We start from the raw sequence: 22,906 nt of genomic DNA on the forward strand, positions 1-22,906 counted from the left end.
CTCCCTTCTCTCTTCATCCTCTAGAGTGTTGCATACCTCGACTGTGCGAACTCTGACCGCCGAACATGCCGGGGAGATGCTCGCCGACCGACGGGTCTGGCACCTCCCGGCGATCTACTGCACGCTCGTCATCGGGCTCTCCGGCCCCGGGTTCTGGTTTCCTCAGGTTGCTCTCCGCCACGATGACCGCCATGGAGGTCGAGCCTCGTGACCATGTCCCCTACGTCGCCGGGTGTGCGGTTATGGTCGTCTGGTCGCGCCGTTCGGCATCTCCAGCACCTTCGCCCCCTTCTGGACGCCTCCGGCGCTTTTCCTCTCGCAGGCGACGGCTGCAGTCGGCAATCTCGGCAGGTTCGTCGGTCATTCGGCCTTCGGTGGCTGATCGGAACGATGCAAAGCCTGCATCCAAGGCCACTCGTCTGCAACCTGCTTGTCTTCCTGGTGCGGGTGCCGGTTCGGTGCTGAGAGATCCGTTACCTTCTTCCCGGATCACGCCGGAGATACGGTAGCGAGCATGCCCGGCGAAGACCACTACCACAGTCCCTCGGTCGAGACCCTGGATCGTGCCGACCTCGACGCCCTCATCGATGAGCGGGTGCGCTATACCGTCGCCTACGCTGCCAGGCACTCCCCGTTCTACCGGCGGTGGTTCCGCGAGCACCGCATCCGGCCGGAGCGGGTGCGCACCCATGAAGACCTGCTGGATCTCCCGGTCGTCTCGGCCGAGACGCTCCGGCAGAACCAGCCCCCGGCAACGTCAGAGTTCGGCTTCAAGAGCGTCCCCTGCGAGAGCGTCTACACAATCCACGAGACGAGCGGGACGAGCGGGATGCCCAAGACCTTCTTTCTCACCTGGGAAGACTGGGAGCGGTACGCCGAGAAATACGCCCGTTTTTTTGTAGCACAGGATTTCTCCGCCGGCGATCGGGTGGCCGTCTGCGCCTCCTACGGGATGAACGTCGGTGCCAACACCATGACCCTCGCTGCCCGGGACCTCGGGATGACAATCATTCCGGAGGGCAGATGCACGTTTCCGGTGCGGGTGATCCGGGTTTACCGGCCGACGGCCATCGTTGGGAGCGTCTTCAAACTCCTCCGGCTGGCGCGGAGGATGGAGGCCGACGGTCTCGACCCGCAGGAGTCCGGCATCACCCGTCTGGTGGTCGGTGGGGAAAGTTTTGCGCAGGAGTCGCGGGCGTACCTCGCCGAAGTCTGGGGCGTTCCCGTCTACAACACCTACGGGAGCACCGAAGGCGGGATGTGCGGCGAGTGCGCCTGCCGGGACGGCCTCCATGTCCCGGAAGATCTGGTGCACTTCGATCTCTATGATCCGGCACTGGAGCGGTTCGTTGCCGATGGGGAGTGGGGCAGACTCGTCTTCACCACGCTCCTGCCGGTCGGCGGGAGGATGGGGACGCTCCTCATCAACTATGATACCGAGGACACCTCCGTCGTCCTCTCCCGGGAGCGCTGCCGCTGCGGCAGAACCCATATGCGGATCTGGTATCCCCGGCGTGAGGCCGAAACGTTTCAGGTTGCAGGACAGTCTTTTAACCGCGTAGACGTGGAGGGTGCCGTCTTCCAGCGGGAGAATATGGACGACCTCACCGGGGAGTACGAAGCGTTTATCTACGGCGGTGAGGAGATCGGCGAGACGGTTCTTCGGGTGAGCATGGAGTGCTGCAATCCTGAGGCCTGCGACCGGGAGGGGATCGAGGATCGATGTACTGCAACTTTTCTGTCCCGGGTGCCGGGTCTACGGGAGGCCTACGCCGACGGGGCGCTACAGATCCTCTTCCACTTTACGCCTCCCGGCGGGCTCGAACTGCACCGGGCGGCGGGGCGGCCGAAACGGATCGTCGACCGCCGCTAGCGCAAAAATCTTCTCCTACCGCCGCAATAGCAGCGCCGCCGCAAGAATGGCTGTCAGAACCGCGAGTACCGGCACGGTCGGAGCCGCTTCCGTGGGCGTCGGGGACGGCGTGGCCGTCGTGGCGTTTGTCGTGGGCGTCGGCGTCGCTGTGGTGACCGTCGGAGACGGGCCTGCTGCCTCCACAAACAGCGTCGTCGTTGCGGTGGCGTCACCTTCGATCCATTCGACGGTCACAAGGTAGTTGCCCGGCTCAAGCTGTCCGGGGTTTATGGTGAACGACCAGGTATTGGCGGGCTCGCCCGGCTCCACCGTCACCGTACCGGATATTCCGGCCGGTTCCGTCGTCTGGTTCTGCTCCAGCGGGAGGAACTCCGTCGGTATCACGCTGACGAGCAGCTGGTTCCCGGGTGCGAGGTTTGTCGTCCCGCTGATCGTGATCGGCTCTCCGGCGCTGACCGTTCCGGGCTCCTCCACGGCGAGAGACTGTGCGGCCACGATGCCGCACGCGCCGAAGCAGAGGATCAGAAGACCGGCTGCTATAGCGGTTCCGTTTGGTTTCATGGTATCACTCCCTGCGATGCGGCTCTCTTCCGGCCTGCCTCGATATAAATTCTCCTTAGAAGCCCGACTGCTTGCCGGTCATCCGCTCGATACCGATCCTGATGATCGTCGTCTGGCGGACGGTCTTGTCAGGATACGTCCACCCGCCCCTTCCTGAGTACTTCTCCATCAGACGGTCGAGGGCGGCTACCTTCTTCTGTGGGTCGTCGACGGAGGCTGCTCTTCCGAATCCGATGACGCTCCGGTAGCGCATCCCCCATCCGCAGGCAGCATCGGCGGGGACGAGCGCCACATCCGCTTCGACCTCGAAGCAGACGGCATCGTTCTGCTTCAGGATATCGATCTTCCTCTCCTCTCGGGCGGCGTGCAGGTAGATGGCGTCTCCCACGCGGACAAAGCACATGGGGACGACGTAGGGGTTCCCCCCGTCCACAAGTCCGAGCCTGCAGACGAGCGCCTCCGCAAGTACGGCATCAATCAGGCTGTCGTCCTGGATCTCTTTCTCACTTCTGCACATCCCCGCACCACTCTCGCTGCTCATAACGTACCTGTTGGCGGTGCTTCCTCATGCTTTTTAAGAGACTACGCCGAAGATTCTCCCTGAAACCTGCTTTCCGGCAGGCATGGAGAGGAGAAGGAGTGCTTCACGACCAGCAGTGGCAGCCGATCCCGGGTGCGGCCGGCGCCGAGATATACCCTCTGACGCGCAGACCCGACGTATCCTGCTCGAATGCATACATCATCCGGACAGCCTCCGAGATTCTGATCATCGACACCGGTGCCGATTCCGCACAGATGGCAGAGATCGTAGAAAGGGTGCGGGATGAGACGGTGACATTGCCGCGGCCGGTTCTGCTCGTCATTACCCACTGCCATCTCGATCACTGCTTTGCGATTATACGGGACGAGGCACTGCGGGCGGTCGCGCCTTTGACGATAGCCGCTCAGGAGGACGGCGCCCGGGCGCTTGCGTCTGCCGATAAAGCCCTGACGGTCTCCGATCTCTTCCACTGGGAGATCAAGCCGCTTGCGGTTGATCTGCACCTGCTCAACGCCGCCGACAGGGCGCACGGCGGTATCCGCACCGTCGAGCTCGCGGGGGGAGGGAGAGCCGTGCTCTCGATGAAGGTTCCCGGGACCGCGGGCGATCTCTCGTTCTCCTGCCAGACGGTTCTGCTCGGGAGCGGCGAGAGGCTCGAGGTCTATCATGTGCCGGGGCACACTCCCGACAGCATCTGTATCCGCATCGGTGAGTGTCTCTTCATCGGTGACCTGCTCTTCGCGACCGCTCCTGGCATTGCCGGGATTGCCGGATGGGATCCGTCCGCGCTCTCCGCTTCGCTCGAAGGCGTGCGGTGGCTGCTCGAAAGCGAACCGATCTGCCTCTGCTGCTCCGGCCACGGCAGGGCGGTGCCTGCTGCTGCGGTGGCGGAGATGCTCCCGAAACTGCAGCGGGAAGCGGCGGCGATGGCCGGCATCGGAGTATTCGATCCGGAACGTCTCCGGAGATCCCGCGAAGAGGCGATCGACCTGCTTGCTGAGGCGAACCGACTGTTCTCTGTCATCGCCGGTCGTCTCTACTCCCTGGCGTACGCGCTTGAAGAACTCGGCGAAGCAGAAGAGGGGCAGCGCTACCAGAACCTGATCGAGGCCGACCGGATCGATGAGTTCCTGGTCGACTTCGGCCGGTTCGCCGGTGAATTCTCCGAAGGAAAGAAGATCGAGTTACAGCTCGTGCTCAAAGCGGTGCAGATTATCCAGCGGATCGGCCAGGTCTTTGCGCAGGACCGGCTCGATCATGTCGTCGACGCCTCCCTCCTGCGACGTGCCGACCGGCTGCTCTCCGACTTCATGGATACCGTCTGCTGCTACCCGTCGGAAGGCCGGTGCCGGTCTGTCGACCTGAACACCCTGATCTCCGATCTGGTGAAAGGCCTGCACGTGCCGCCGCTCTCGGATGAAGCCTTCATCGAGGCTGCCGACGACGACGACGCCTACCGGGAGGCGCTTGTTGCGCGCCTGGCGTATCTCCCGCTCTTTGAGGAGACCTGCCTCGATGTCTCGCTGTGTGAGTCCCCTCTGCCGGTGATGACCGACGCGGAGCGTCTCTCCGATGCCCTAACCGGCGTTCTCGAGGATCTGGTCTCTGCGGGAGTGACGGATATCAGGCTCACGACCTCTCTGAGTGGCTGCTCTGTCCTGCTCGGCATCGCGTATCCGGGTTGTGCTCTTCCGGGAACGAAGACCGGGGAGCGGCTCCGCCTGTACCGGCGGGAGTTTCTGCGATGTGGAGCCGGTCTCGCGAGCCGGGACGGAAACGGGGTATCGGAGCTTTGTATCGCCCTGAATACGGCTGATGCTTTGGCCATATCGTCTCAGGAGAACGATCGTAGCGGGTGGGACAGGGCGTGATCCTCCTCAGTGCCGACGATCTCCGAAAAGCCCTGCCCATGCGGGAAGCGATCGCTGCGATGAAGGAGGCTTTCGGCGCACTCTCGTCGGGAAAAGCCACCGCCCCCCTCAGGACACGCCTGGAAATCCCTCGTCACGGTGGCGTCATCCTCTTCATGCCGGCATACCTGGATGCCGACGAGGCCGAACCGGTTGCGTTGAAGGCGGTCTCGGTCTTTCCGCAGAATCGCGAGGCGGGGATGCCTACCATCCACGCAGCGGTGCTGCTGGTGGACGGTACCGACGGGCGCCCGCAGGCATTGATCGAGGGGAGCGCTCTCACCGCCATCCGGACCGGTGCGGCGTCGGGTCTGGCGACCGAGTACCTTGCCCGTCCCGAGAGCAGCATCCTTGCCATCATCGGTGCCGGGGTGCAGGCACGGACGCAGGCAGAGGCTGTCTGCACCGTCCGCGCAATCGACGAGGTCAGGGTCTACGCCCCGGCCTGAGAGCACACGGATGCATTCATCGATGATATGGCCGGTTTTGGGCTCGTTCCTGATGATATTGTTGCTGCAGAGCGTCCTGCTGAAGCGGTGCGGGGAGCGGATATCATCTGCACGGCGACGACCTCGATGACACCGGTCTTCCCTGACCGGGATATCGCGCCCGGAGTGCACATCAACGGGATCGGCTCCTATATGCCGAATATGCAGGAGATCCCGCAGGAGACCGTTCTCCGGGCGACGGTGGTCGTCGATGGCCGCGCCGCCGCACTCGCGGAGGCTGGGGACCTCATCGTCCCCATCCGTGATGGCCGTATGACTGCGGAGAAGATCCATGCCGATCTCGGCGAGGACGCGGCCGAACGAGATCACCCTCTTCAAATCGGTCGGGATCGCCGTCCAGGATGCCGCCGCAGCGCACCGGGCGGTCCGGTGCGCCCGGGAGCGGGGGCTCGGGCAGCACGTCTCCTGGTGACGCCCGGCCTTCTGCGCTACGGAAAGGTTAATGGACTTTCGGCATGACTGTAGCGTGCGGAGGCAGCGCTGACATGGATGTCGTTCACGTTCCCGGAGAAGACCGCGGCAGGGTCGTGCTCTACGCTCTGAGCACCTGCGGCTGGTGTGCAAAGACCAAACAGCTCCTCACCGATCTCGGTGTCGAGTTCTCGTACCTGTATGTCGACCGGGTCGATCCCGCTGAGTTCGATCAGGCGCTCGAGGAGGTGGAACGGTGGAATCCACGGGGGTCGTTTCCGACCCTGGTCATCAACGATGAACACGTGATCGTGGGGTTCCAGGAGGATGCGATCCGGGAGGCGCTCCATGCCAAATGACATTCCGGATGAAGAAGTCGATCGCCTCTACACCGAACTCGATGCCGAGGCGGAGGCGGGCGGATACCATCTCAACCCTGACCGGGAGTTCACCCGCGGGCTGGTGTGCGGTCTGCTCGTCAACCGGGACCGGTACGGCTACATCGCCTGCCCGTGCCGGCTCGCCACCGGGAGGCGTGAAGACGACCTCGATATCATCTGTCCATGCGACTACCGCGACCCCGACCTTGCCGAGTACGGTGCCTGCTACTGTGCCCTCTATGTCTCGGCGGATGTGAAGACCGGGAAGCGGGAGGCCGAACCGGTGCCGGAACGCCGGCCGCCGCGGCCTGAACGGAAGAAGATGCGCGAGGAACGGGAGAGCACGTCAGCGGCTCCCTCCACTCTTGCCTATCCGGTCTGGCGCTGCCGGGTCTGCGGCTATCTCTGTGCCAGAAACGCCCCACCCGAGATCTGCCCGATCTGCCGGGTGCCCCGGGAGCGGTTCGAACGGTTCATGTGACCGGTGCCGGACTACCCGGTCGAGGACGGCGTAGGTGACGAACGCGGCCACGATCCCGTTCACCGGCGGAATGCCGGGACTGAGTGCGGCGATCGCCGACCCGATGATATACGCGCCGATACCTGCCGGGTTCTACCGGGAATCTACCGCCAGGAAGAGCGACGGAATGAGCGTCCCAAGCAGGGTGGCGGTTCTGCGCCGCCCTGTCCGGAGGAGATCGCATCCCCGGCTACCGAGACGGTATGCGGGAACGCGATCGGGCAGCCTGCGATCGCGCCCCGCCCCCCCGCATCCTCCATGGCGACGCTGATACCCTAGAGGATCAGGGCGGTCATCAGCGGAACCGAGGGGAGCGAGAGGTACTCCTCCTCTGCGGGAGCCTCCGGTGGGAGTGTGTGCCGTTTCACGATATCATCGGGTGCTCTTCTGGTTTTCGGTGCAGGCGCAATCCGGGAAGATGCGTATCGTTCCACTTTTAACCGCCCGGCGCAGACATTTCTGCTATGCTGATCCGGGATATCCGCGATGGAGTGCACGAGCGGGTGATGGATAACTCCCTCCTCTGCGAATTGCTGCACCCCGGCCGGGAGGCGGCGCCTACTGGCATGCGCTACAGTATTGCCCACGCCAGAGTGCCGGCGGGAGAGAGAACGTTCCCTCACCGGCTGAAGACGGCGTCGGAGGTCTATTACATCCTTGACGGGGAGGGGTGCATGCATATCGACGGTGAAACGGCCTCCGTCCGCCCGGGACAGGCGATCTACATTCCGCCCGGAGCAGTGCAGTGGATCGAGAGCACGGCTGCTTCTGATCTCATCTTCCTCTGTCTTGTAGACCCCATGTGGCGTGAAGACGAGGAAGAACTCATCGGGCGCTGACGTTACCCGGCATGCCCCTCTCGCAGGAGAAAATCGCGGAAGATGGAGGGGATCTCCGTCCGCTCCTCGACGATCGCTGTGTTCAGGTCGTGAAGGTTTCTGAGGATCTGCTCGGCGATCCGGATCTGGATACAGAGCTCCGTGAGCAGATCGTCGGGGAGATCCGGGATATCCGCGAACCGCTGGCGGATCGCAATGAGATTGCCCTGCAGGAGCTCCGCCGGAATGATCACCCGGTTTGTCGTCTCGGTGATATACCCGATGAGGGCGCTGTGCTTCTCATGGATCTGGTCCTGGAGGAGTCCTCGCCTGACGGCGCCTCCGATCTTCCTCCCGATCGCTTCGAGAATCTCTTTTTCAAGAGGCGAGAACCGGTACCGGTTACTGCTTGCGATACAGATGACGCCGAGAACGTCATCCCCTATCGTGATCGGAACCTTTGCGAGGGAGAAGATCCCATCCTCTCCATGGTCATGGTCGACATCCATATACTGCTCGAAGTACTGCGCCTTTCCGTCGACCAGCACGTCGCGGATCAGCGGCTCGGCAGGGTCAAGCACCTGTACCCCGGTGAAGTACAGGTTATGGATGCCTGAGAACGCTTTGAGATCCGCCATGCCCGTAGCCGTATTGATGAGGTAGACTGCACCGGCGTCAAAGTCGAGCATTGTCAGGGTTTCTTCAAGACTGGTGCTGAGAATCTCGTCGAGCGTCATGGACGACGTGGCGGCGGCGATGATCCGGCTGATGATCTGAACCTGCCGGTCCCGGCACGAGACCATCTCCTCTGCCTCCCGGGAATCGGCATACTCGTGGAGCATCAGCAACGCGGCACGCTCTCCGCCTACCAGCAGGCTGCCGGTTGCCTTTCCATACCGTGCTCCGATCGGGGGCAGCCTGCTCTCTGCATGTCCGGTTTTCCATACCTGCTCCAGGAGAGACTGTATGCAGCCCTCCGCGGAGAGGCCGGCCGTTACGGTGAAGATAGACCGTCCCCGGAGATCGTTTCCGGAAGGCTCCGGAAACAGCGATGAGAACGCCTGGTTCGCGTACAGTATCATGCCTTGCGCATTCAGTACAACCATCGGATCAGGGATTGCCTGGATTATTCGGCAGGGATCAGGTATTCTCTCCATCGTGGGTCTCACATGGAGATTGCATGTCCGTATATTTAAAACTTGCTCAGTGAGAAACTCTGTAATAAAGAAGTATCTTCCAAAACATCGCCAAAATATGGATTTGATCAGTTGCTCTCCTGTATTCGGGGTTTTTGTCACCGGATGACCCGATCGGCGAAGGTGGTAAGCTGGGAGAGCATGACCGGATCCAGCCCCTCTTCCACGGCCAGAAAGATCCCGGCCACGTCCAGCAGCCTGAGCTTGTTGGTAACAAAGTGGATGAATTTTGAGATGTTGACCGACGGAAGATAGATGAGCATGGTGCTGATCGAATCGAAGAGGATGCAGGTCTCCTCACCCTGGAGATCACGGAGCATGCCGGTCAGTGCAATGCCCATGTCCGTCAGATTGGCGGGGTTGCTGATGAAGGTCGTCCGCTCGATACCCTCCGGTACCGAACCGAGTGCATATTTCGTGATCGCGTCGATGAAGAAAACCCGTGTCGGATCGATGCCGTTCTGTTCATAAGACCGCCTGAGAATCGCCGATGGCTGGTTGGTGGTGATGACGAGAACCGTAAAACCCTTCGCGGTGAGATCCCGAACGAGATCGGTATTCTTCTGTTTCAGGTGATCGGCGGCGGCAAGTACCAGAAAGATCCGTTCGTCGTCCGAAGCGCCTCCGAAGAAACCGGTCATCCGCGGTTCACCTGATTACAGGTTCAATCTTGTGCCCTATCAGTCCTTCGTTCCATGCTGCACCGTGTCGCGGTTCAAACGCAGGACGGAGTGATTGCGCATGCATATATACTCCCGGCGATGATTCTCCCTGTATGCCGCGTGAGAAGATCATTGACGGTGACCTCGCCGGGGGCACGGGGGTTGAGGGGCGCCGCTCGGGGGGAAAAAAAGATGAACATTCTGAGAAAGCGCCGGTCGATAGCGAGCAGCCCCGCGAGCAGAGCACCGGGAAACCGCCATCGCGAAAGCCCCGGTTTGGACAGGGCAACACAGCCGACATCTTCTATTCCGAGCAGAAGTAATTCACTCCAGGATGCGGATATCCCCGGGTGAATGTACGACGATCTCTTTTTTCCCCTGATAGGTCTGCAGGGTCCCATACAGCGTAATCAGATCGCCCTGCCGTACATCGATGCCGCCTGCGACGTCTGCCGGGACGAAGATCGGAACACCCGCAACCGTGAGCAGCAGGTGTCCGCCGGTCTTGGTGACGGTCATGGTTTCGATCGGCCCCTCGAGAATAACCAGCGCTCCGTCTTCTGCAGCCTCGGAGTATGGGGAGGCTGCTATTGGCTTTGCAAATGCATCGAGGAGCAGGTGTGCTGCCAGCACGACTGCAACCACGCCTATGAGCAGGAAGAGCGCCTTCCGCTCCTGTCGCTCAAGCATATGGTAGAGTATATGCAGAACGTGACAATAGAGTATCGGCAGTTTGATATGTTAACACTGTTAACGGGTACTCCATGGATGAAGTGAACCTTCCTCCCTCATCACAGAAGATTCTCGTCCTGCTGACGGATGGAGGCGCCATGACCCACAAAGAACTTGTCAGCCTGAGCAATCTGGCTCCCCGAACCGTTCGCTATGCCCTGAAGAAACTGAAGGACAACGGTATGATCGTGGAGAAGTTCAACTTCCGGGACGCACGGCAGATCCTGTACGAATACAAAACCTCGCGGATGGTGCAGACGACATGAGTGAACCGTCATGCGATATCATGCGCTGTGACAGTCTCGTCAGGAGGCTGCTCCCGAAGATGCGGGCTGAGATGGTCTATCGCCTCGTTCACGAGCGGGGTATCAGCCAGAGCGAAGTCTCGAAGCGCCTCGGAATCAGCCGGGCAGCGATATCCCAATATATGAGCCGGAAGCGCGGGAATACGAAGGCGGATTTCTCCGGGGATCTCGATGCGGTCATTGAGAGGTGGGTGAGCGCCGTTGATTCCGGAACCGGTACGATCACCATCTGCGATGTCTGCCGGATGGCGGGTTTCGAGAGAAAATAACGGCGTTCACCGCCGGTGGCGATACCAGTAGAGCGCTGCAAGACCTATGATGATACAGAAGGCTGCTGCAGCCTTCGCCGGATCGGATCCTATGCCGTTTTCTGTCCTGCCTCTCGTTGTGGCGGCCTCCCAGTCGTCCCGGAAGATGCTGGTAAAGTACGCGGCAACGGCAGCATCTTCGATGATTACGCCAGCTTCGCGGTTGAAACCCGGTGAGTTCGCATTCCAGTTGATGCTGCTGATCAGCACCGCACGTTCGTCAACAACGACTCCTTTTGTGTGAATCTTCTCCAGGTTGTTGCCGTCGCAGTCGGCGAGGCGTGCTTCGAGCGGCAGTCCTTCGGCGGCCGCTATCCGGTTGATGACCCCCACCATCTCGTCGTTGTCGGCGTCGCCTTCCGTGTTGAACCAGGCGGAGTCGAGGATCACCCGCACCTCGACGCCGCGGCGTGAGGCGTTGATCGCTGCCGCCAGGTACGGGTTGAGCTCGTACGCCGTCTCGTTCGTGATGTACGCCTGTTCGATTGCGATGTTTCTCGTCGCCCCCTCCAGCAGATCGGTGATCAGGAAGCTTGTGTCGGGTGAGAGCACCGGTGTGACCCTGACGCCGCCCCTGTGGACCGGTTCGAACTCAACGGTGTAGGGAACCTGCCTGGGATCCCCGACCTCCGCAGCAGTTCCTGCAAGTGGGGCGATGTCGCCACCGCTGGAGTCATGCAGGAAGACCTCGCGGAAATAGGCGGCAAGAGCCGGATCCTCCAGGTACGTCCCCCATCCACGGTTGCCTCGCGTTCCCGCAGCCGGAAAACCGCTCGGCTTGTAGTTCTCGCTCCCGATGAGGACGCGTGCGCCGTCGATCACCATGTACTTCGCATGGTCGAACCGATAGGCTGCGTGCGCTCGTTCGGTGGTGGTCATCTGGAGAACCGGAATGCCGCCTCTTGCGAGGAGTCCTGCGACGAATCTGCCTTCCGGAGATATTCCGCCGACAGGTCCGCCTTCGAGGAGAACCGTGACGTTCACCCCCGCCTGCCGTGCGCGGACGAGCTCTTCTGCAAGACCCGGGTCGGTGAACTCGTAGACGTTGACCAGAATCTCGCTCTCTGCCGATGAGACGGCCTGCACGAAGATCTCACGCGCGCAGTCGGGTGCGACGAACGCCGTGATGCGGACGCCCTCGAAGACAGCCGGCCGGAAGCGTGACTGGCCGATGAAGAGCGGGCGGGCGTCCCAGACTCCTCCTTCGAGGTAGTGGATCTGGCCTTCGCGCGATGCGACGTCATCCGGCCAGGCAACCTGCTGGAGGAGGGTGGTCCCCTGGTAGAGCAAGAGCTCGTCGGCACGGTTCGCCATCCGGAGGTCACCGCTCCTGCGCACCTCGGGAACGTCTGGAGAATAATCAAAGAACTCATAATCGGGGAGGGCGCCGTGGCTTTCGGCGTATGCAACGGCGCTTCGGGCAACCGTCAGCCTGCCGTCGATCCTGGACCCGTCCGGGAACCGGAACCCGCCTTCGCCGTCCGAGACCACGAAACCGTCGAGCGGCCCGTGCCCCTCGAGCACCAGGTATTCGTCCGGGTCTCCCTTCTGGTAGGGGTCGGGGCAGAACTCGACGATCTCAAGGGCGCTCCCGGCTATGGCGAGGATGCAGCAGAGGAGGAGAGCGACGCCGATCCGTTCCATGCGGAGAGATTATGTTGCTGTCCGTTTTATAAGCTGGCGATATGTCCACGCTCTCCATGCCTCTCGTCGTCAAGGTCGGCGGGAGTCTCTTCGATCGCACCGACGCCGTCATCGGTGCGATCCGGGCGACAGGAAGGGCTGTCCTGCTGATCCCGGGTGGCGGGCGGTTTGCGGATTTCGTGCGCCGCCTCAACCTCTCGGATACGGCGGGGCACTGGATGGCGATAGCCGCCATGGAGCAGTACGGCTGGTATCTGGCCTCGCACGGCATCCCCGCAACCGCGGTGATCGCCCACCCCGCGATGGTGACGGTGCTGCTCCCCTACTGCGCCCTGCGCGACCTCGACCCCCTCCCGCACTCGTGGGACGTCACCTCCGACACCATTGCGGCATGGGTTGCCGCACGCCTTGGCACCGAGCTTGTCCTCCTCAAGTCGGTGGACGGGATCCATCGCCACCGGACGCTCATCGAACGGGTCGATGCACCCTGCCCCTGTGACGAGGTCGACCCCACCCTGATTCCCTTCGTCCTCGAGCACGGCGTCCGGACGACCGTGGTGAACGGGCGGATCGACGAACGGATACGGGACGCTCTTGCAGGGCTGCCGGTACGGGGAACCGTCATTGACACGAGATTTTAATTGGTTCGGGGGAAATATGATAGGGTACCGTTCGAGGAAGAAACGATGATAGCAACAGATCGATGCACATCCTGCAACGGCACGCTGGCAGAGACCGGTGCCACGCAGTTCAAGTGTCCTGAGTGTTCATCTGTCGTCAGCAGGTGCTACCGCTGCAGAGAACAGAGTATCGCGTACGAATGCCGGAAGTGTGGATTCCGGGGGCCATGAGATGGGAGACGTCGCTATTATTCTCAAAATCATGCCTGAATCGCCCGAGGTTGACCGTGAGGCACTGAAGGCAGCGATCAACGATGCGGTACCGGTAAAAGATCTCAAGGAAGAACCGATTGGCTTCGGTCTCGTTGCTCTGAAGGCCGTTGTGGTCGTACCCGATAAGGAAGGGGCGCCCGACGAGGTTGAGAAGTCGCTCCGGGAACTTGATGGCGTCGGCAGTGCCGAGATCATCGAGCTGACCCTGATGTGAGAGCGGCCTGTACGTTCTATTTTTTTTGCGCAACGGCGGCTAACAGTCGTTTTCCAGTCTTTCCAGAACTTCGGCCGTGAGCGAGCGGATCTTGTCGACTGATGCCTTAAAGCCTGCAACCTCCTGCTCTTCAAGCCTGATCGGTACGGGGAATACGCCTTTTCGGTTGAGCCGTGCAGGCACGCCGATACAGGCATCGCCGATGCCGTGGACTTCGCTCTTGATGTACCCCGAGACCGTCAGTATGCGGTTCTCATCACCGAGGATCGTCCGGACCAGAGTGGCGATCGCCTCTCCGGGACCATACACCGTTGCACCCTTGTTCTTGATGATGAACTGGCCGCTCGACCGCACCGTCTCCATCATCTCGCGGTGCGGGATTCCCGAAAATGTCGGCAGATTGCAGATCTGAATACCGCCGATTGTCGTCGCCGACCAGAGCGGCACCATACTCTCGCCATGCTCTCCGATGATACGGGTATGGACTTCACTGACGTGCACCTTGAAGTAACCGGCGATAAGCGCTTTGAGGCGCATCGAATCGAGGTGCGTGCCGAGTCCGAAGACCTGCCAGGGTTCGAGCTCCGAGTATTTGAGGGCAACGGCCGTCATGACGTCGACGGGGTTGGTCACCATGAGAAGAAGGGCATCCGGTGCCCGTTCGCCGACGATTTCCGCGGTTTCTGCCACCACCCGTGCGTTGGCGACCGCCAGATCGTTTCTGTCCTGTCCAGCCTGCCGCGGTGCACCCGATGTACAGATGATGATGTCCGATCCTTCCACGTCCACAAGTCGTGTGCTGTGCGCAAGGCGCATCTGCGTGCCCCGCGCTGCGAATGAGTCGGACATATCGCGACAGCATCCTTCAAGGAAATTTTCCCGTCCGGGTCGTCCCATCAGCAGCATCTCGGTGACGTGGGGGATCTCAGAAATAGTGTGTGCCGCAAATGAACCGACGTTGCCTGTCGCTCCGATAATCGTAACCTTTGCCATAGAAATCGCCGTTGGGGACACGTCCTCGGTCGACAGCGCGCACCTGCTTTTACCGGGGCTTCCTTCCTCCGCCCCGCAACCCTATGGGCGCCGAACGTCCACGGTGAGTCTGCTCCCTTCCGGGCCTGAACCGGTCCCCGTGGCAACAGGTCGCTGCTCCCTCCGGAGTGTTGGTGCCTGTCCGCCGACCTCATAGGACGAGGTTTCTCCGTCAGGACGCACCGGCTCCGGCAGGCCACCACAGCCTTCCTCAGACTTCGCCTCCCGCGTAACGGCGGTTTCGGGTTACAGGTGACGCCGAGCCACCCGGGCTAGTCCCCGTATATCATGGGGCCTACGGGATAAAAACCTCTCCGCCTACCACCTTCGTCCACATCGTGGCCATCTCTTTGACCTTCCCGGTCTCGCTCTTCTCGAAGAGGTCAAGGACGGCGAGATCCGCTCGTCTCTGCAGCAGGGGGGCGAGCATCCGCAGATCTCCGTGGTAGACCTCCACCTGCCGGGCTCCGGCCGCCTCCGCGACCAGGAGCGGTTCCCCGGCGACCGGCCGCTGCCGCAGGTCGTCGTATCTTCGCAGGATGCGCACTGCATCGATCGCGAGCGTGTCCCGGTTTACTACGATGTTGCAGGCCGTCCAGAAAGCGGCTGCATACCAGGCGTCGTTGCAGATGACGTGGGGGACACCGGCTGCTGCCGCCGCAATTCCGAGCGTTCCGGCGCCGGAGCAGGCGTCAACGAGCGTTTTGGGGTTTTTCTGGCGGATAGCCCCGTCCAGGGCACGGATCTTCGGATCATGGCCGCGGGAAAACTCAATGTGGATGGTCGACTGCTGCTTGTAGATCACGACCGGCCCTGCGCGCGTCGAGAATATGTCGGCGCGCACGTCACACCCGGCAAGCAGTGTGTGTGTCCTTCCGGCACTGTCGCGGTCAGGGTCGGTAATGCCGGGCACGCCGTCCCCGGTCTGTACCACGCCCCGCACCTCCGGCACCTCGGCGACGAGCCGGTCTGCGCTCTTTTTCGTGATAGCACGAGAGAGGAGCACCAGCGATCGCACCGGGAGGTATGGTGGCTGCTGCAGGGCGTACCCGGGGTGGATGAGGGGGGTTCCCGCCGCGGCGAGCGGTTCGGTCCCGGAGAGATCCCCTTCCTCGTTCATGATCCGGTAGATATGGGCGAAGACCTCGTCGATGAATCGTTTCCCGCACGAGGGGCACGGTTCTGCCGGGGCGAGATCGGGTGGAGGTGCGCGTTTGTCAAAGGTGAGCCCCATGCAGTCGGGGCAGGGGGTGAAGATCCGCGGTGCCTCTGTGAGCAGCGACGGAGCGTCTTCGATGCAGCTCCCTCCGCATACCGGGCAGTACATGCCACTGCATGCGCTGCGGAAGCATAAAAGGGTGCAGCATCGCCTTGCGCATTTACGGGAAGAGCAGGGCGATGGCGGTGAGGGCGGTTATATAGGCGAGCGGATAGGACCAGACCATGAACCGGTCGATACGCTCTGCAATTTCCTTCTGCCTCTCCGTAGCCAGCCATCTCAAATACAGGTTATAGGCAACCGTCGCACCGGTAATCGTGAAAGTGGTAACGAGGATGGTGTCCAGGAATGTGAGGTATCCGAGGCGCGGCAGATCGTCGGCGATGGTGAAGTTGAATGCAATGAAGAGGAGCAGGTTGGCGCTGGCGATATCGGCCCGTTTCCCGTAGTCCTTGAGGAGGAACGTGATATACGTCAGCAGGATGATGATCAGGATGGGCACCAGGATCCGGAGGATGTAGAAGGTCAGGTGGCGGGCCGCCTCGAAGTGGAAGGAGTAACGGGAGTTCTGCGTGTTTATCTGGACGCTGCTTATGTTGGTATCATATGAAGTGATGTACCACTCCTCCTCACCGAGCTGTCCTCCCACAGCAGTCTTCTCCTCCCAGGGTACGTAGACGTAGAACTCTTCGGGGTAGAGCGAGTCAACCCTTACGTAGAAGTCCTGGGTATCGAACGGGTAGTTCCTGAAGTTGAAGTCCGGTGCCTGCAGGAGCGTCCAGAAACGCTCGTAGTAGGTGGCGGTGCCGTCGGGGCGGACCGTGATGTATTGATTCTGCGTCCAGCGCCGTTCCTGCTGGTTGAAGAGGGTGAACTCGGGCCACCGTTGCCCTTCTGCAGTCACGAACTCGTCGATGCTCCGGTAGACCTTGAACTGGCAGTTGCATTCGTCCGGGCTGAACGCCAGTGCCGGGTCGGTCCACCGCATCCAGATGTTGCCGACCACGCCGAAGTTCTCGGCCTGCTGGTCGACCGCCGTGATCTGGTCGAGTTCGAACCCGACCATCACCCGGATGGGCTCCTCTAGGACCCGGGAGCCCATCGGTGCGGCATCGCCCGCCAGCACGGCAGGCACGTTGAGCCCGACCAGCAGCCGGTAGTCGCCCGTCGTATTGGCGCCGTTCAGGCTGCGGCTGAAGACCTCGATCTCATTGCCTTCGCTGTCGTCGTCGAAGGTGTACTCGAGGGTGGCGGTACTGCCATCTCCGGCCGGAACGGCTGCGCTCAGAGGTTTACCGCCAAAGTCCCGCAACACGATGACCGGAATAAGGTTCCCGGACGTCGCCTCGATGAAGGCGTAGAAGGTATCGCCCCCGGTGACGGGATTTACGGTGTAGAATGTCGACGTCCTGTTCGCCGTCAGCGTCCCGTCGACTTCCTGCACGGCCATGCCTACCTCTGATGCACCTCTGTCCAGTACGGCGATAGCGGCACCGGTCGGCTCTGCCTGGCCGCTCAGAACCTGCGGCGCATCGATACCGACCAGCAGGCGGTAGGTGCCGAACGTATTCTCCTTTGCCGGGGAGCTGAACAGGAGCAGCCGGTAATCACCGTCGGCAGGGATCGTATACCGAACTGTTGCGTCGTAACCCGCTCCGGAGTCGTCGTCCCATGCAAGGAAGTACCGGTCGGCAATTTCCGGGATCACCAGGAGCGGATCACGTCCTTCGGCGATGGACCGGTTGACCTCCAGATCGAACTCCCGGCGTGCCTCTCCCCGGGTCAGGCTCGTGTTCGGGAGAGCCAGGAACGGGTCGAGGTTTCCGCCGGTTCCGTTGGCGTAGATGAAGAGGGTCTCTTCCGCCTGCAGACCGGGAAGATCAAAAAAGATAACCTGATCCGGTTCTATTCGCCCGGTCAGCTCCTGAATTCCGGCATTTTCCTGTGTCTGGGCACTCACCGCGCCCACCAGTACTCCGAGCAGGAGCGCTAGGAGGAGTGTTCTTTCTACTGCACGGGCCCGGCTGTTCCGGGCTCCCTGTTCCCGCACCGGCCAACCGGTCCGGGCATGCATTAGATCCGCTCCATCAGCAGTCCAATCACCTCATAGGCGATCTGTATCGGATATATTCTGGATTTGATAGCAGGTTTCGTCGGGTTGCATTGTTATTATCAGTGTATTATATTTTTGGGTGTATGCTGCCTATCTGTCATTCTGATCGTTCTCCAGTAACTTCGATATCGTCGGACGGCTCCATCAGTATCGCGAGCCAGCGTGTCTCCTCCGAGCTCGATAGTACCGCCTTTATGAGCAGTGCCAGGGGAGCGCCCAGAAACAGTCCCGGGACGCCGAGCACCAGCCCCCAGGCGAGGACCGAGAGGATGATCACCAGCGGAGAGATTCGGAGCGCCTGTTCGGCAGGGTACGGCAGGAGCAGGCGGCGGGCTGCGAAGTCGAAGGCGAAGATGCCGCCGGCAACGGCGAGCGCTCCCGGAAGGCCGTGCTGGAGCCAGGCAAGCCCGATCGGGGGTACTGAAGCGATAGGCCGGCCGAAGTAGGGAATATAGCCGAGCACGACGATCAGCACCGCCCAGAGCGCCGGGGCGTCGATCCCGAGGAGCAGCAGGAGAATCGCGATTCCGATGCCGGTTGCAAGGCCGCTTTTCGTGCGGAGAGCTGCGTATGCGACCAGATTGATTGCAGACCTGTTGAGTTCTGTCCTGGCGTCCGTTCCGAGGCTTTTTTCGAGTTTGCCCCGGATGGAGGCCACCTCGAGGAGCATGAAGACGGCTACGATCAGGATGACCAGAAAATCGATGACCAGAATGGAGAGTCCGGCGAGGATCTCTCCGAGCGAAGGGATGAGCAGAGGCTCTGCAGCTGCACCGGGCAGCTCCAGAGAGGTCATGAGCCCGATCTCCGCAAGCCATGCCTGCAGTGTCTCCAGCTGCGCCTGCAGCAGGTTATGGTAGGCGGGCAGGGCGCTGTCGAGTTCGATCAGCGACAGGCTAAAGACGGCGACCAGCAGCAGACCGATCCCGGCGATAACACCGGTCATCGCCAGCACTGCTGCCAAACTGGGCAGTCCGCGCTCTTCCAGGCGGTGCACTATCGGTGTAACGATGACCGCCAGAATAAATCCGACGAGTACCGGGCTTGCGATCGCGGCGCCGAGGTGCATGCCGGTGACGACGACGGCAGTGATGACGACGACCCGGGTGAGGGATGCAAGATGGGATGGAGCGGGCATGGTCACCTTCTTCTCGCAGGAGATACGGTCGATTTCGGGGGAGGGGTACCCATGCTACAATCTCCGGATCTACAATCCAAGGAGCTGTTTCTTCTTGGCCCGGAACTCTTCCTCGGTGATGATCCCTTTATCTCGAAGCCCGGCAAGCTGCTCCAGTTCGTCGATGTAGGACGGTTCGGCGGGCACAGCCCCGGGCGGAGGGGGTGCCGTGGGCGCTCTGGCAGGCTGCGGCGCCTGTTCTTCTGCCATACCTGCCTCGATTGCGGCCACGTCCCGATCAGTCAGCTCCTGCTCCTCAATGCCGAGGTCGTCCATCGCCGTGTCGAGCTCCTGCTCGGAGAGGTCTTCGGCCTTTTTGCCCGTATGCTGCTCGATGCGGTCGACATCCCTCTGTGAGAGTTTGATCGCGGCGGCGGTTCCGCCGACAGCGAGCGCGACCATCCCGCCTACGAGGACTGTCCGCCGTATGGTACGGCGCATGAAGCGGCGTGATGTGCGGCGGGCGGTTCTCCGTGCGGTCCTCCGGGCTCCCATGCGAAACATATTCCTCCTCCATAGGTTGTGATGCGGGCTGTGCGGTGATATCACGCCTCTCCCGCCTCAACCGGTTCAGTCATAGGGATCGGTTTTTATAATACTTTCCAGATAATGGCCGTACCTCGTGACCGGCAGTATCGATTGTTTACCTCACCCTGTCTGCCGGGATCATGACCGCATCGCCACGGCCGGTGCCGTTGAGGGCAGGGCTCTCAAGCAGCGCCTCGACTGGTGGAGGATACCCGACGATTCCTTTCTCTGGTGCGAAAATAGGTGAATTGGCTTAAAAGAAGGTTTCTGACGAGTGTCTGGCTCCGGCGTTACTTTTATAGTATCTGCCGACAGCCGGTGCCTTCATCCTCAACTTCAGGAGGGTGTACTGATGGTGAAGAGATTGATCCTGGTGATCCTGCTGATGATCATGGCAGCGGCGGTTCTGGTGACAGGGTGTGTTTCCCCGGCGGGGAACGAGACGCCGACGGTAACGCCGACCGAAACGATACCGGCCGAAACGACTTCCGTGATGACCCCCGAAGCGACACCGATGGAGACGATACCGGCCGAAACGACGACGGCGGCAGTCGGGGTGCCGGGGTACTAGACCCGGACACAGTTTCTGCCTTTTACTCTTGATGTCGTTCCCGGTCTATCGGCGCATTTCATTGACGGGTCTTCCGGCAACACCATCTCCCCCGAAGGGTCGCTACATCCCCCGGTTCTGGAGCGGTTTTCCGGCACCGAAAGGAATTTATCCGTGACACCTCTTAACACGGCGTTCGTAATCCTGCGCAGTGGAGGGTTTAAGATGTCTGATACATGGAAGGGCACGGTCAATCTCGATATCCGGGATTCGGTGCCTGACTGGGACCCCTACCTGCAGCCGCAGGCACCGGAAGGTGCCCCCAACGTCCTGATGATCGTCTGGGATGATGTGGGCTACGGGGCAATGGACGTATTCGGCGGACCTATCGAGACGCCCACGATGCAGCGTATCGCTGATATGGGCATACGGTACAGCAACTTCCATACCACGGCGCTCTGTTCGCCGACCCGCTCCAGCCTGCTCACCGGCCGCAACGCAACCAGCAACAACATGGCCTGCATCACTGAGGCTTCAGCGGGTTTTCCAGGGCTTTCCGCCCGGATCCCCTTTGAGAACGGGTTTATCTCGGAGGTGCTGAACGAACGGGGCTGGAACACGTACGCCATCGGCAAGTGGCACCTGACTCCGGGAGAGGAGACCGATATGTCCTCGTGGAAGGGGCGCTGGCCGCTCGGGCGGGGATTCGAGCGTTACTACGGTTTCCTCGGCGGGGAGACCAACCAGTGGTACCCCGACATCGTCTACGACAACCACCCCATGGATCAGCCTTACCGCCCGGATGAGGGCTACCATTTCTCGAAGGATATCGCCGACAGAGCAGTCGAGTTTATCCGCGACTCGAAGGTGATCGCTCCCGAGAAGCCCTGGTTCATGTACTTCTGTCCGGGGTGCGCCCATGCGCCGCACCACGTCTTCAAGGAGTGGGCAGACAGGTACAGAGGCCGGTTCGATATGGGCTACGAGAAGATACGGGAGCAGATCCTGGAGAACCAGAAGAAGATGGGACTATTACCGGAGAACACCGATCTATCGCCCATCAACCCTCACGGCGAGCCGGCCACGACCGGGCCGGACGGCCAGCCATGGCCTCCTCTCGATTTCGTACCTCCCTGGGAATCGCTGAACGAAGATGAAAAGAGGCTTTTTATCCGCATGGCAGAGGTGTATGCCGGCTTCGTCACGTATACCGATGCCCAGATCGGGCGGATCCTCGACTATCTCGAAGGGTCCGGGCAGCTTGAGAATACCATAATCGTCGTTGTATCCGACAACGGCGGCAGTGCCGAGGGCGGTCCCAGCGGTTCCTTCAACGAGAGCAAGTTCTTCAATAACGTCCCCGATACGGTCGAGGCGAACCTGCCGCACATCGACGAGCTCGGCGGCCCCGGGGCGTACAACCACTACTGCAGCGGCTGGGCGTGGGCATTCGACACTCCGTTCCCGTACTGGAAACGGTTTGCCGGGTACGAGGGCGGGATCGCGGATATGTGCCTGGTTGCGTGGCCCCGCGGCATCGGTGCCCGCGGAGAGCTACGCCACCAGTATATCCACGCCGTCGATATCGTCCCGACGCTCTACGACCTGCTGGGCATTGAGCCGCCGAAGGTGCTGAAGGGCTATACCCAGAGCCCGATCGAGGGGGAGAGTTTCAAGGCAAGCTTCGGCGATCCCGATGCGCCAGGAAGGGAGATCCAGTTCTACGCGATGCTCGGCCAGAGGGCGGTCTACCACCAGGGCTGGCTGGCAAACACCGTCCACCCGCCCATCTCCGGGTGGGGCAACTACGCACATGACGTCTGGGAGCTCTACAACCTGAAGGAGGATAGAGCCCAGATGCGGAACCTTGCAGACGAGAAGAAAGACATGCTTGAGCTCCTCAAGGGGCTCTGGTTCTACTATGCAGGGGTCTACAACGGCATGCCGCTTGATGACCGCAGCGCACTGGAGATCATTTCGACACCGCGTCCCCAGCCGTCCGGACCCAGGAACCGTTACGTCTACTATCCGGGGACCGCCGAGGTTCCTGAGTCGGTGGCCGTCAGTATCCGGGGGCGATCGTATACGATCGCGGCTGGTGCCGTCATCGACGGGCCGGAGGCGCAGGGGGTGCTGTTCGCCCACGGAGGTGTCGGCGGCGGCCACAGCCTCTACATCGCCGACGGGCGGCTTCACTACGTCTACAACTGGCTCGGGGACGCGATCCAGAAGTTCTCCTCGAATGGCACCGTGCCAACCGGCCGGCACGTCTTCACCGCGGAATTTGCCAGGGACGGAGAGGATACGGAGACGAAGAGCGCTCTAGGCACCCTTACGCTCTACATAGACATGAAGAAGGTGGGAGAGGGACGGATCAAGACTCAGCCGGGATTCTTCGCCCTCACCGGCGACGGTCTCTGTGTCGGCCGGGATAGCGGATCGCCGGTATCGCCGGACTACTCCGCACCCTTCGCCTTTACGGGTGGAACCATCGATCGGGTGGTGATCGATGTCAGCGGTGAGCATTATGTCGACCATGAGAAGGAAGTGGCGGCATGGATCGTGCGGGATTAACACCTCCGCTCCCGAATTCCCGAAGGGCAGACGGACCGGGCAAATGGAACCGTGCTTCACGAGGAGGCGACTGACATCGTCCGAGCCCGGATCCCGCCACCTGCCTGGGGGAGTGCTTGCGGGAGGCTGCTACCGAGCTCTAAGAGACTCTGCAGCCTGCACTCTCTGAGATAGTCGACGATGTCCTCCTCGGCGAATTCCGTGAGCTTTCGCTCCGGCAGGGAGGTGGATTCCCT

General features: G+C 61.4%; 27 protein-coding genes, 1 other RNA gene and 1 pseudogene. 16 read left to right on the forward strand and 13 right to left on the reverse strand.

Annotated elements, in window-relative coordinates:
* The first annotated feature begins 43 nt into the window (after positions 1-43).
* Positions 44-211 carry a hypothetical protein gene (locus FGU65_RS08585; RefSeq protein WP_301664035.1) on the forward strand — a complete coding sequence of 56 codons (168 nt, stop codon included), beginning with the start codon at positions 44-46 and terminating at the stop codon, positions 209-211.
* A 9-nt stretch (positions 212-220) separates the two neighbouring features.
* On the opposite strand, the gene FGU65_RS08590 is transcribed toward FGU65_RS08585, so the two are convergent.
* Positions 221-364 (reverse strand): hypothetical protein, encoded by a 144-nt coding sequence (locus FGU65_RS08590; protein WP_301664036.1) that lies wholly within the window; start codon positions 362-364, stop codon positions 221-223.
* A 150-nt stretch (positions 365-514) separates the two neighbouring features.
* Here FGU65_RS08590 and ftsA point away from each other — a divergent pair, with 150 nt between their 5' ends.
* Positions 515-1,873 carry a coenzyme F390 synthetase gene (gene ftsA, locus FGU65_RS08595; protein ID WP_301664037.1) on the forward strand — a complete coding sequence of 453 codons (1,359 nt, stop codon included), beginning with the start codon at positions 515-517 and terminating at the stop codon, positions 1,871-1,873.
* Between the two features lie 15 nt (positions 1,874-1,888).
* Here ftsA and FGU65_RS08600 read toward each other — a convergent pair whose 3' ends face one another.
* Positions 1,889-2,434, reverse strand: a complete 546-nt coding sequence (locus tag FGU65_RS08600) for a hypothetical protein (protein WP_301664038.1) — start codon at positions 2,432-2,434, stop codon at positions 1,889-1,891.
* Positions 2,435-2,489: 55 nt separating this feature from the next.
* Positions 2,490-2,975, reverse strand: coding sequence for a pyridoxamine 5'-phosphate oxidase family protein (locus tag FGU65_RS08605; protein ID WP_301664039.1), 486 nt, complete (start codon positions 2,973-2,975; stop codon positions 2,490-2,492).
* Positions 2,976-3,073: 98 nt separating this feature from the next.
* Between FGU65_RS08605 and FGU65_RS08610 the strand changes: the two genes are divergently transcribed.
* From FGU65_RS08610 to FGU65_RS08635, 6 genes and pseudogenes are all read left to right on the forward strand, one after another.
* Complete coding sequence (locus FGU65_RS08610) at positions 3,074-4,846, forward strand: MBL fold metallo-hydrolase (RefSeq protein WP_301664040.1); 1,773 nt, start codon at positions 3,074-3,076, stop codon at positions 4,844-4,846.
* Positions 4,843-5,853: pseudogene (locus FGU65_RS08615) on the forward strand (ornithine cyclodeaminase family protein). Before FGU65_RS08610 ends, FGU65_RS08615 begins: the two are co-directional and overlap by 4 nt.
* A gap of 26 nt (positions 5,854-5,879) precedes the next feature.
* Entirely contained in the window at positions 5,880-6,164 is a 285-nt protein-coding gene (locus FGU65_RS08620) for a glutaredoxin family protein (RefSeq protein ID WP_301664041.1), read from the forward strand.
* Positions 6,154-6,666 carry a ferredoxin-thioredoxin reductase catalytic domain-containing protein gene (locus tag FGU65_RS08625; RefSeq protein ID WP_301664042.1) on the forward strand — a complete coding sequence of 171 codons (513 nt, stop codon included), beginning with the start codon at positions 6,154-6,156 and terminating at the stop codon, positions 6,664-6,666. Before FGU65_RS08620 ends, FGU65_RS08625 begins: the two co-directional genes overlap by 11 nt.
* Positions 6,667-6,669: 3 nt before the next feature.
* Positions 6,670-6,984: a hypothetical protein gene (locus FGU65_RS08630; protein WP_301664043.1), complete on the forward strand. Its 315-nt coding sequence runs from the start codon at positions 6,670-6,672 to the stop codon at positions 6,982-6,984.
* A gap of 185 nt (positions 6,985-7,169) precedes the next feature.
* Positions 7,170-7,544: a cupin domain-containing protein gene (locus FGU65_RS08635; RefSeq protein ID WP_301664044.1), complete on the forward strand. Its 375-nt coding sequence runs from the start codon at positions 7,170-7,172 to the stop codon at positions 7,542-7,544.
* A gap of 2 nt (positions 7,545-7,546) precedes the next feature.
* On the opposite strand, the gene FGU65_RS08640 is transcribed toward FGU65_RS08635, so the two are convergent.
* Both FGU65_RS08640 and FGU65_RS08645 read right to left on the reverse strand, forming a co-directional pair.
* The gene (locus FGU65_RS08640; protein ID WP_301664045.1) at positions 7,547-8,680 is read right to left on the reverse strand and encodes a GAF domain-containing protein; all 1,134 of its coding nucleotides are present in this window, start codon (positions 8,678-8,680) and stop codon (positions 7,547-7,549) included.
* Positions 8,681-8,817: 137 nt separating this feature from the next.
* Complete coding sequence (locus FGU65_RS08645) at positions 8,818-9,360, reverse strand: DUF7504 family protein (protein WP_301664046.1); 543 nt, start codon at positions 9,358-9,360, stop codon at positions 8,818-8,820.
* A 134-nt stretch (positions 9,361-9,494) separates the two neighbouring features.
* Here FGU65_RS08645 and FGU65_RS08650 point away from each other — a divergent pair, with 134 nt between their 5' ends.
* Positions 9,495-9,704, forward strand: coding sequence for a hypothetical protein (locus tag FGU65_RS08650; RefSeq protein WP_301664047.1), 210 nt, complete (start codon positions 9,495-9,497; stop codon positions 9,702-9,704).
* Position 9,705: 1 nt separating this feature from the next.
* On the opposite strand, the gene FGU65_RS08655 is transcribed toward FGU65_RS08650, so the two are convergent.
* Positions 9,706-10,071: a hypothetical protein gene (locus FGU65_RS08655; RefSeq protein WP_301664048.1), complete on the reverse strand. Its 366-nt coding sequence runs from the start codon at positions 10,069-10,071 to the stop codon at positions 9,706-9,708.
* A gap of 74 nt (positions 10,072-10,145) precedes the next feature.
* Here FGU65_RS08655 and FGU65_RS08660 point away from each other — a divergent pair, with 74 nt between their 5' ends.
* On the forward strand, positions 10,146-10,379 hold the full coding sequence (locus tag FGU65_RS08660) for a winged helix-turn-helix domain-containing protein (RefSeq protein WP_301664049.1): 234 nt from the start codon (positions 10,146-10,148) through the stop codon (positions 10,377-10,379).
* Positions 10,376-10,687, forward strand: a complete 312-nt coding sequence (locus tag FGU65_RS08665; protein ID WP_301664050.1) for a transcriptional regulator — start codon at positions 10,376-10,378, stop codon at positions 10,685-10,687. Before FGU65_RS08660 ends, FGU65_RS08665 begins: the two co-directional genes overlap by 4 nt.
* Before the next feature lie 6 nt (positions 10,688-10,693).
* Here FGU65_RS08665 and FGU65_RS08670 read toward each other — a convergent pair whose 3' ends face one another.
* Entirely contained in the window at positions 10,694-12,370 is a 1,677-nt protein-coding gene (locus FGU65_RS08670; RefSeq protein ID WP_301664051.1) for a phospholipase D-like domain-containing protein, read from the reverse strand.
* 41 nt (positions 12,371-12,411) lie between these two features.
* Between FGU65_RS08670 and FGU65_RS08675 the strand changes: the two genes are divergently transcribed.
* From FGU65_RS08675 to FGU65_RS08685, 3 genes are read left to right on the forward strand one after another with little or no spacing between them, the layout of a single operon-like run.
* Positions 12,412-13,011: an amino acid kinase family protein gene (locus FGU65_RS08675; protein WP_301664052.1), complete on the forward strand. Its 600-nt coding sequence runs from the start codon at positions 12,412-12,414 to the stop codon at positions 13,009-13,011.
* A gap of 45 nt (positions 13,012-13,056) precedes the next feature.
* On the forward strand, positions 13,057-13,221 hold the full coding sequence (locus FGU65_RS08680) for a zinc finger domain-containing protein (RefSeq protein ID WP_367652372.1): 165 nt from the start codon (positions 13,057-13,059) through the stop codon (positions 13,219-13,221).
* 1 nt (position 13,222) lies between these two features.
* Entirely contained in the window at positions 13,223-13,477 is a 255-nt protein-coding gene (locus FGU65_RS08685) for an elongation factor 1-beta (RefSeq protein ID WP_301664054.1), read from the forward strand.
* A gap of 39 nt (positions 13,478-13,516) precedes the next feature.
* Here the strand turns inward: FGU65_RS08685 and FGU65_RS08690 are convergent, their stop codons facing one another.
* From FGU65_RS08690 to FGU65_RS08715, 6 genes are all read right to left on the reverse strand, one after another.
* Positions 13,517-14,470 (reverse strand): malate dehydrogenase, encoded by a 954-nt coding sequence (locus tag FGU65_RS08690; protein WP_301664055.1) that lies wholly within the window; start codon positions 14,468-14,470, stop codon positions 13,517-13,519.
* A gap of 11 nt (positions 14,471-14,481) precedes the next feature.
* An RNA gene (gene ffs, locus FGU65_RS08695) (signal recognition particle sRNA) lies at positions 14,482-14,792 on the reverse strand.
* Positions 14,793-14,804: 12 nt separating this feature from the next.
* On the reverse strand, positions 14,805-15,836 hold the full coding sequence (locus FGU65_RS08700; protein ID WP_301664056.1) for a hypothetical protein: 1,032 nt from the start codon (positions 15,834-15,836) through the stop codon (positions 14,805-14,807).
* Between the two features lie 52 nt (positions 15,837-15,888).
* The gene (locus tag FGU65_RS08705) at positions 15,889-17,688 is read right to left on the reverse strand and encodes a ligand-gated ion channel (RefSeq protein ID WP_301664057.1); all 1,800 of its coding nucleotides are present in this window, start codon (positions 17,686-17,688) and stop codon (positions 15,889-15,891) included.
* Between the two features lie 250 nt (positions 17,689-17,938).
* Positions 17,939-18,979, reverse strand: a complete 1,041-nt coding sequence (locus FGU65_RS08710) for an AI-2E family transporter (protein WP_301664058.1) — start codon at positions 18,977-18,979, stop codon at positions 17,939-17,941.
* Positions 18,980-19,048: 69 nt separating this feature from the next.
* Entirely contained in the window at positions 19,049-19,522 is a 474-nt protein-coding gene (locus tag FGU65_RS08715) for an SHOCT domain-containing protein (protein WP_301664059.1), read from the reverse strand.
* A gap of 376 nt (positions 19,523-19,898) precedes the next feature.
* On the opposite strand from FGU65_RS08715, the gene FGU65_RS08720 reads away from it, so the two are divergent.
* Both FGU65_RS08720 and FGU65_RS08725 read left to right on the forward strand, forming a co-directional pair.
* Positions 19,899-20,117 carry a hypothetical protein gene (locus tag FGU65_RS08720; protein WP_301664060.1) on the forward strand — a complete coding sequence of 73 codons (219 nt, stop codon included), beginning with the start codon at positions 19,899-19,901 and terminating at the stop codon, positions 20,115-20,117.
* Between the two features lie 204 nt (positions 20,118-20,321).
* Positions 20,322-22,670: an arylsulfatase gene (locus FGU65_RS08725; RefSeq protein WP_301664061.1), complete on the forward strand. Its 2,349-nt coding sequence runs from the start codon at positions 20,322-20,324 to the stop codon at positions 22,668-22,670.
* The last annotated feature ends 236 nt before the right edge of the window (positions 22,671-22,906 follow it).

The organism is Methanoculleus frigidifontis (genome assembly GCF_030464345.1).
Lineage (GTDB): Archaea > Halobacteriota > Methanomicrobia > Methanomicrobiales > Methanoculleaceae > Methanoculleus_A > Methanoculleus_A frigidifontis.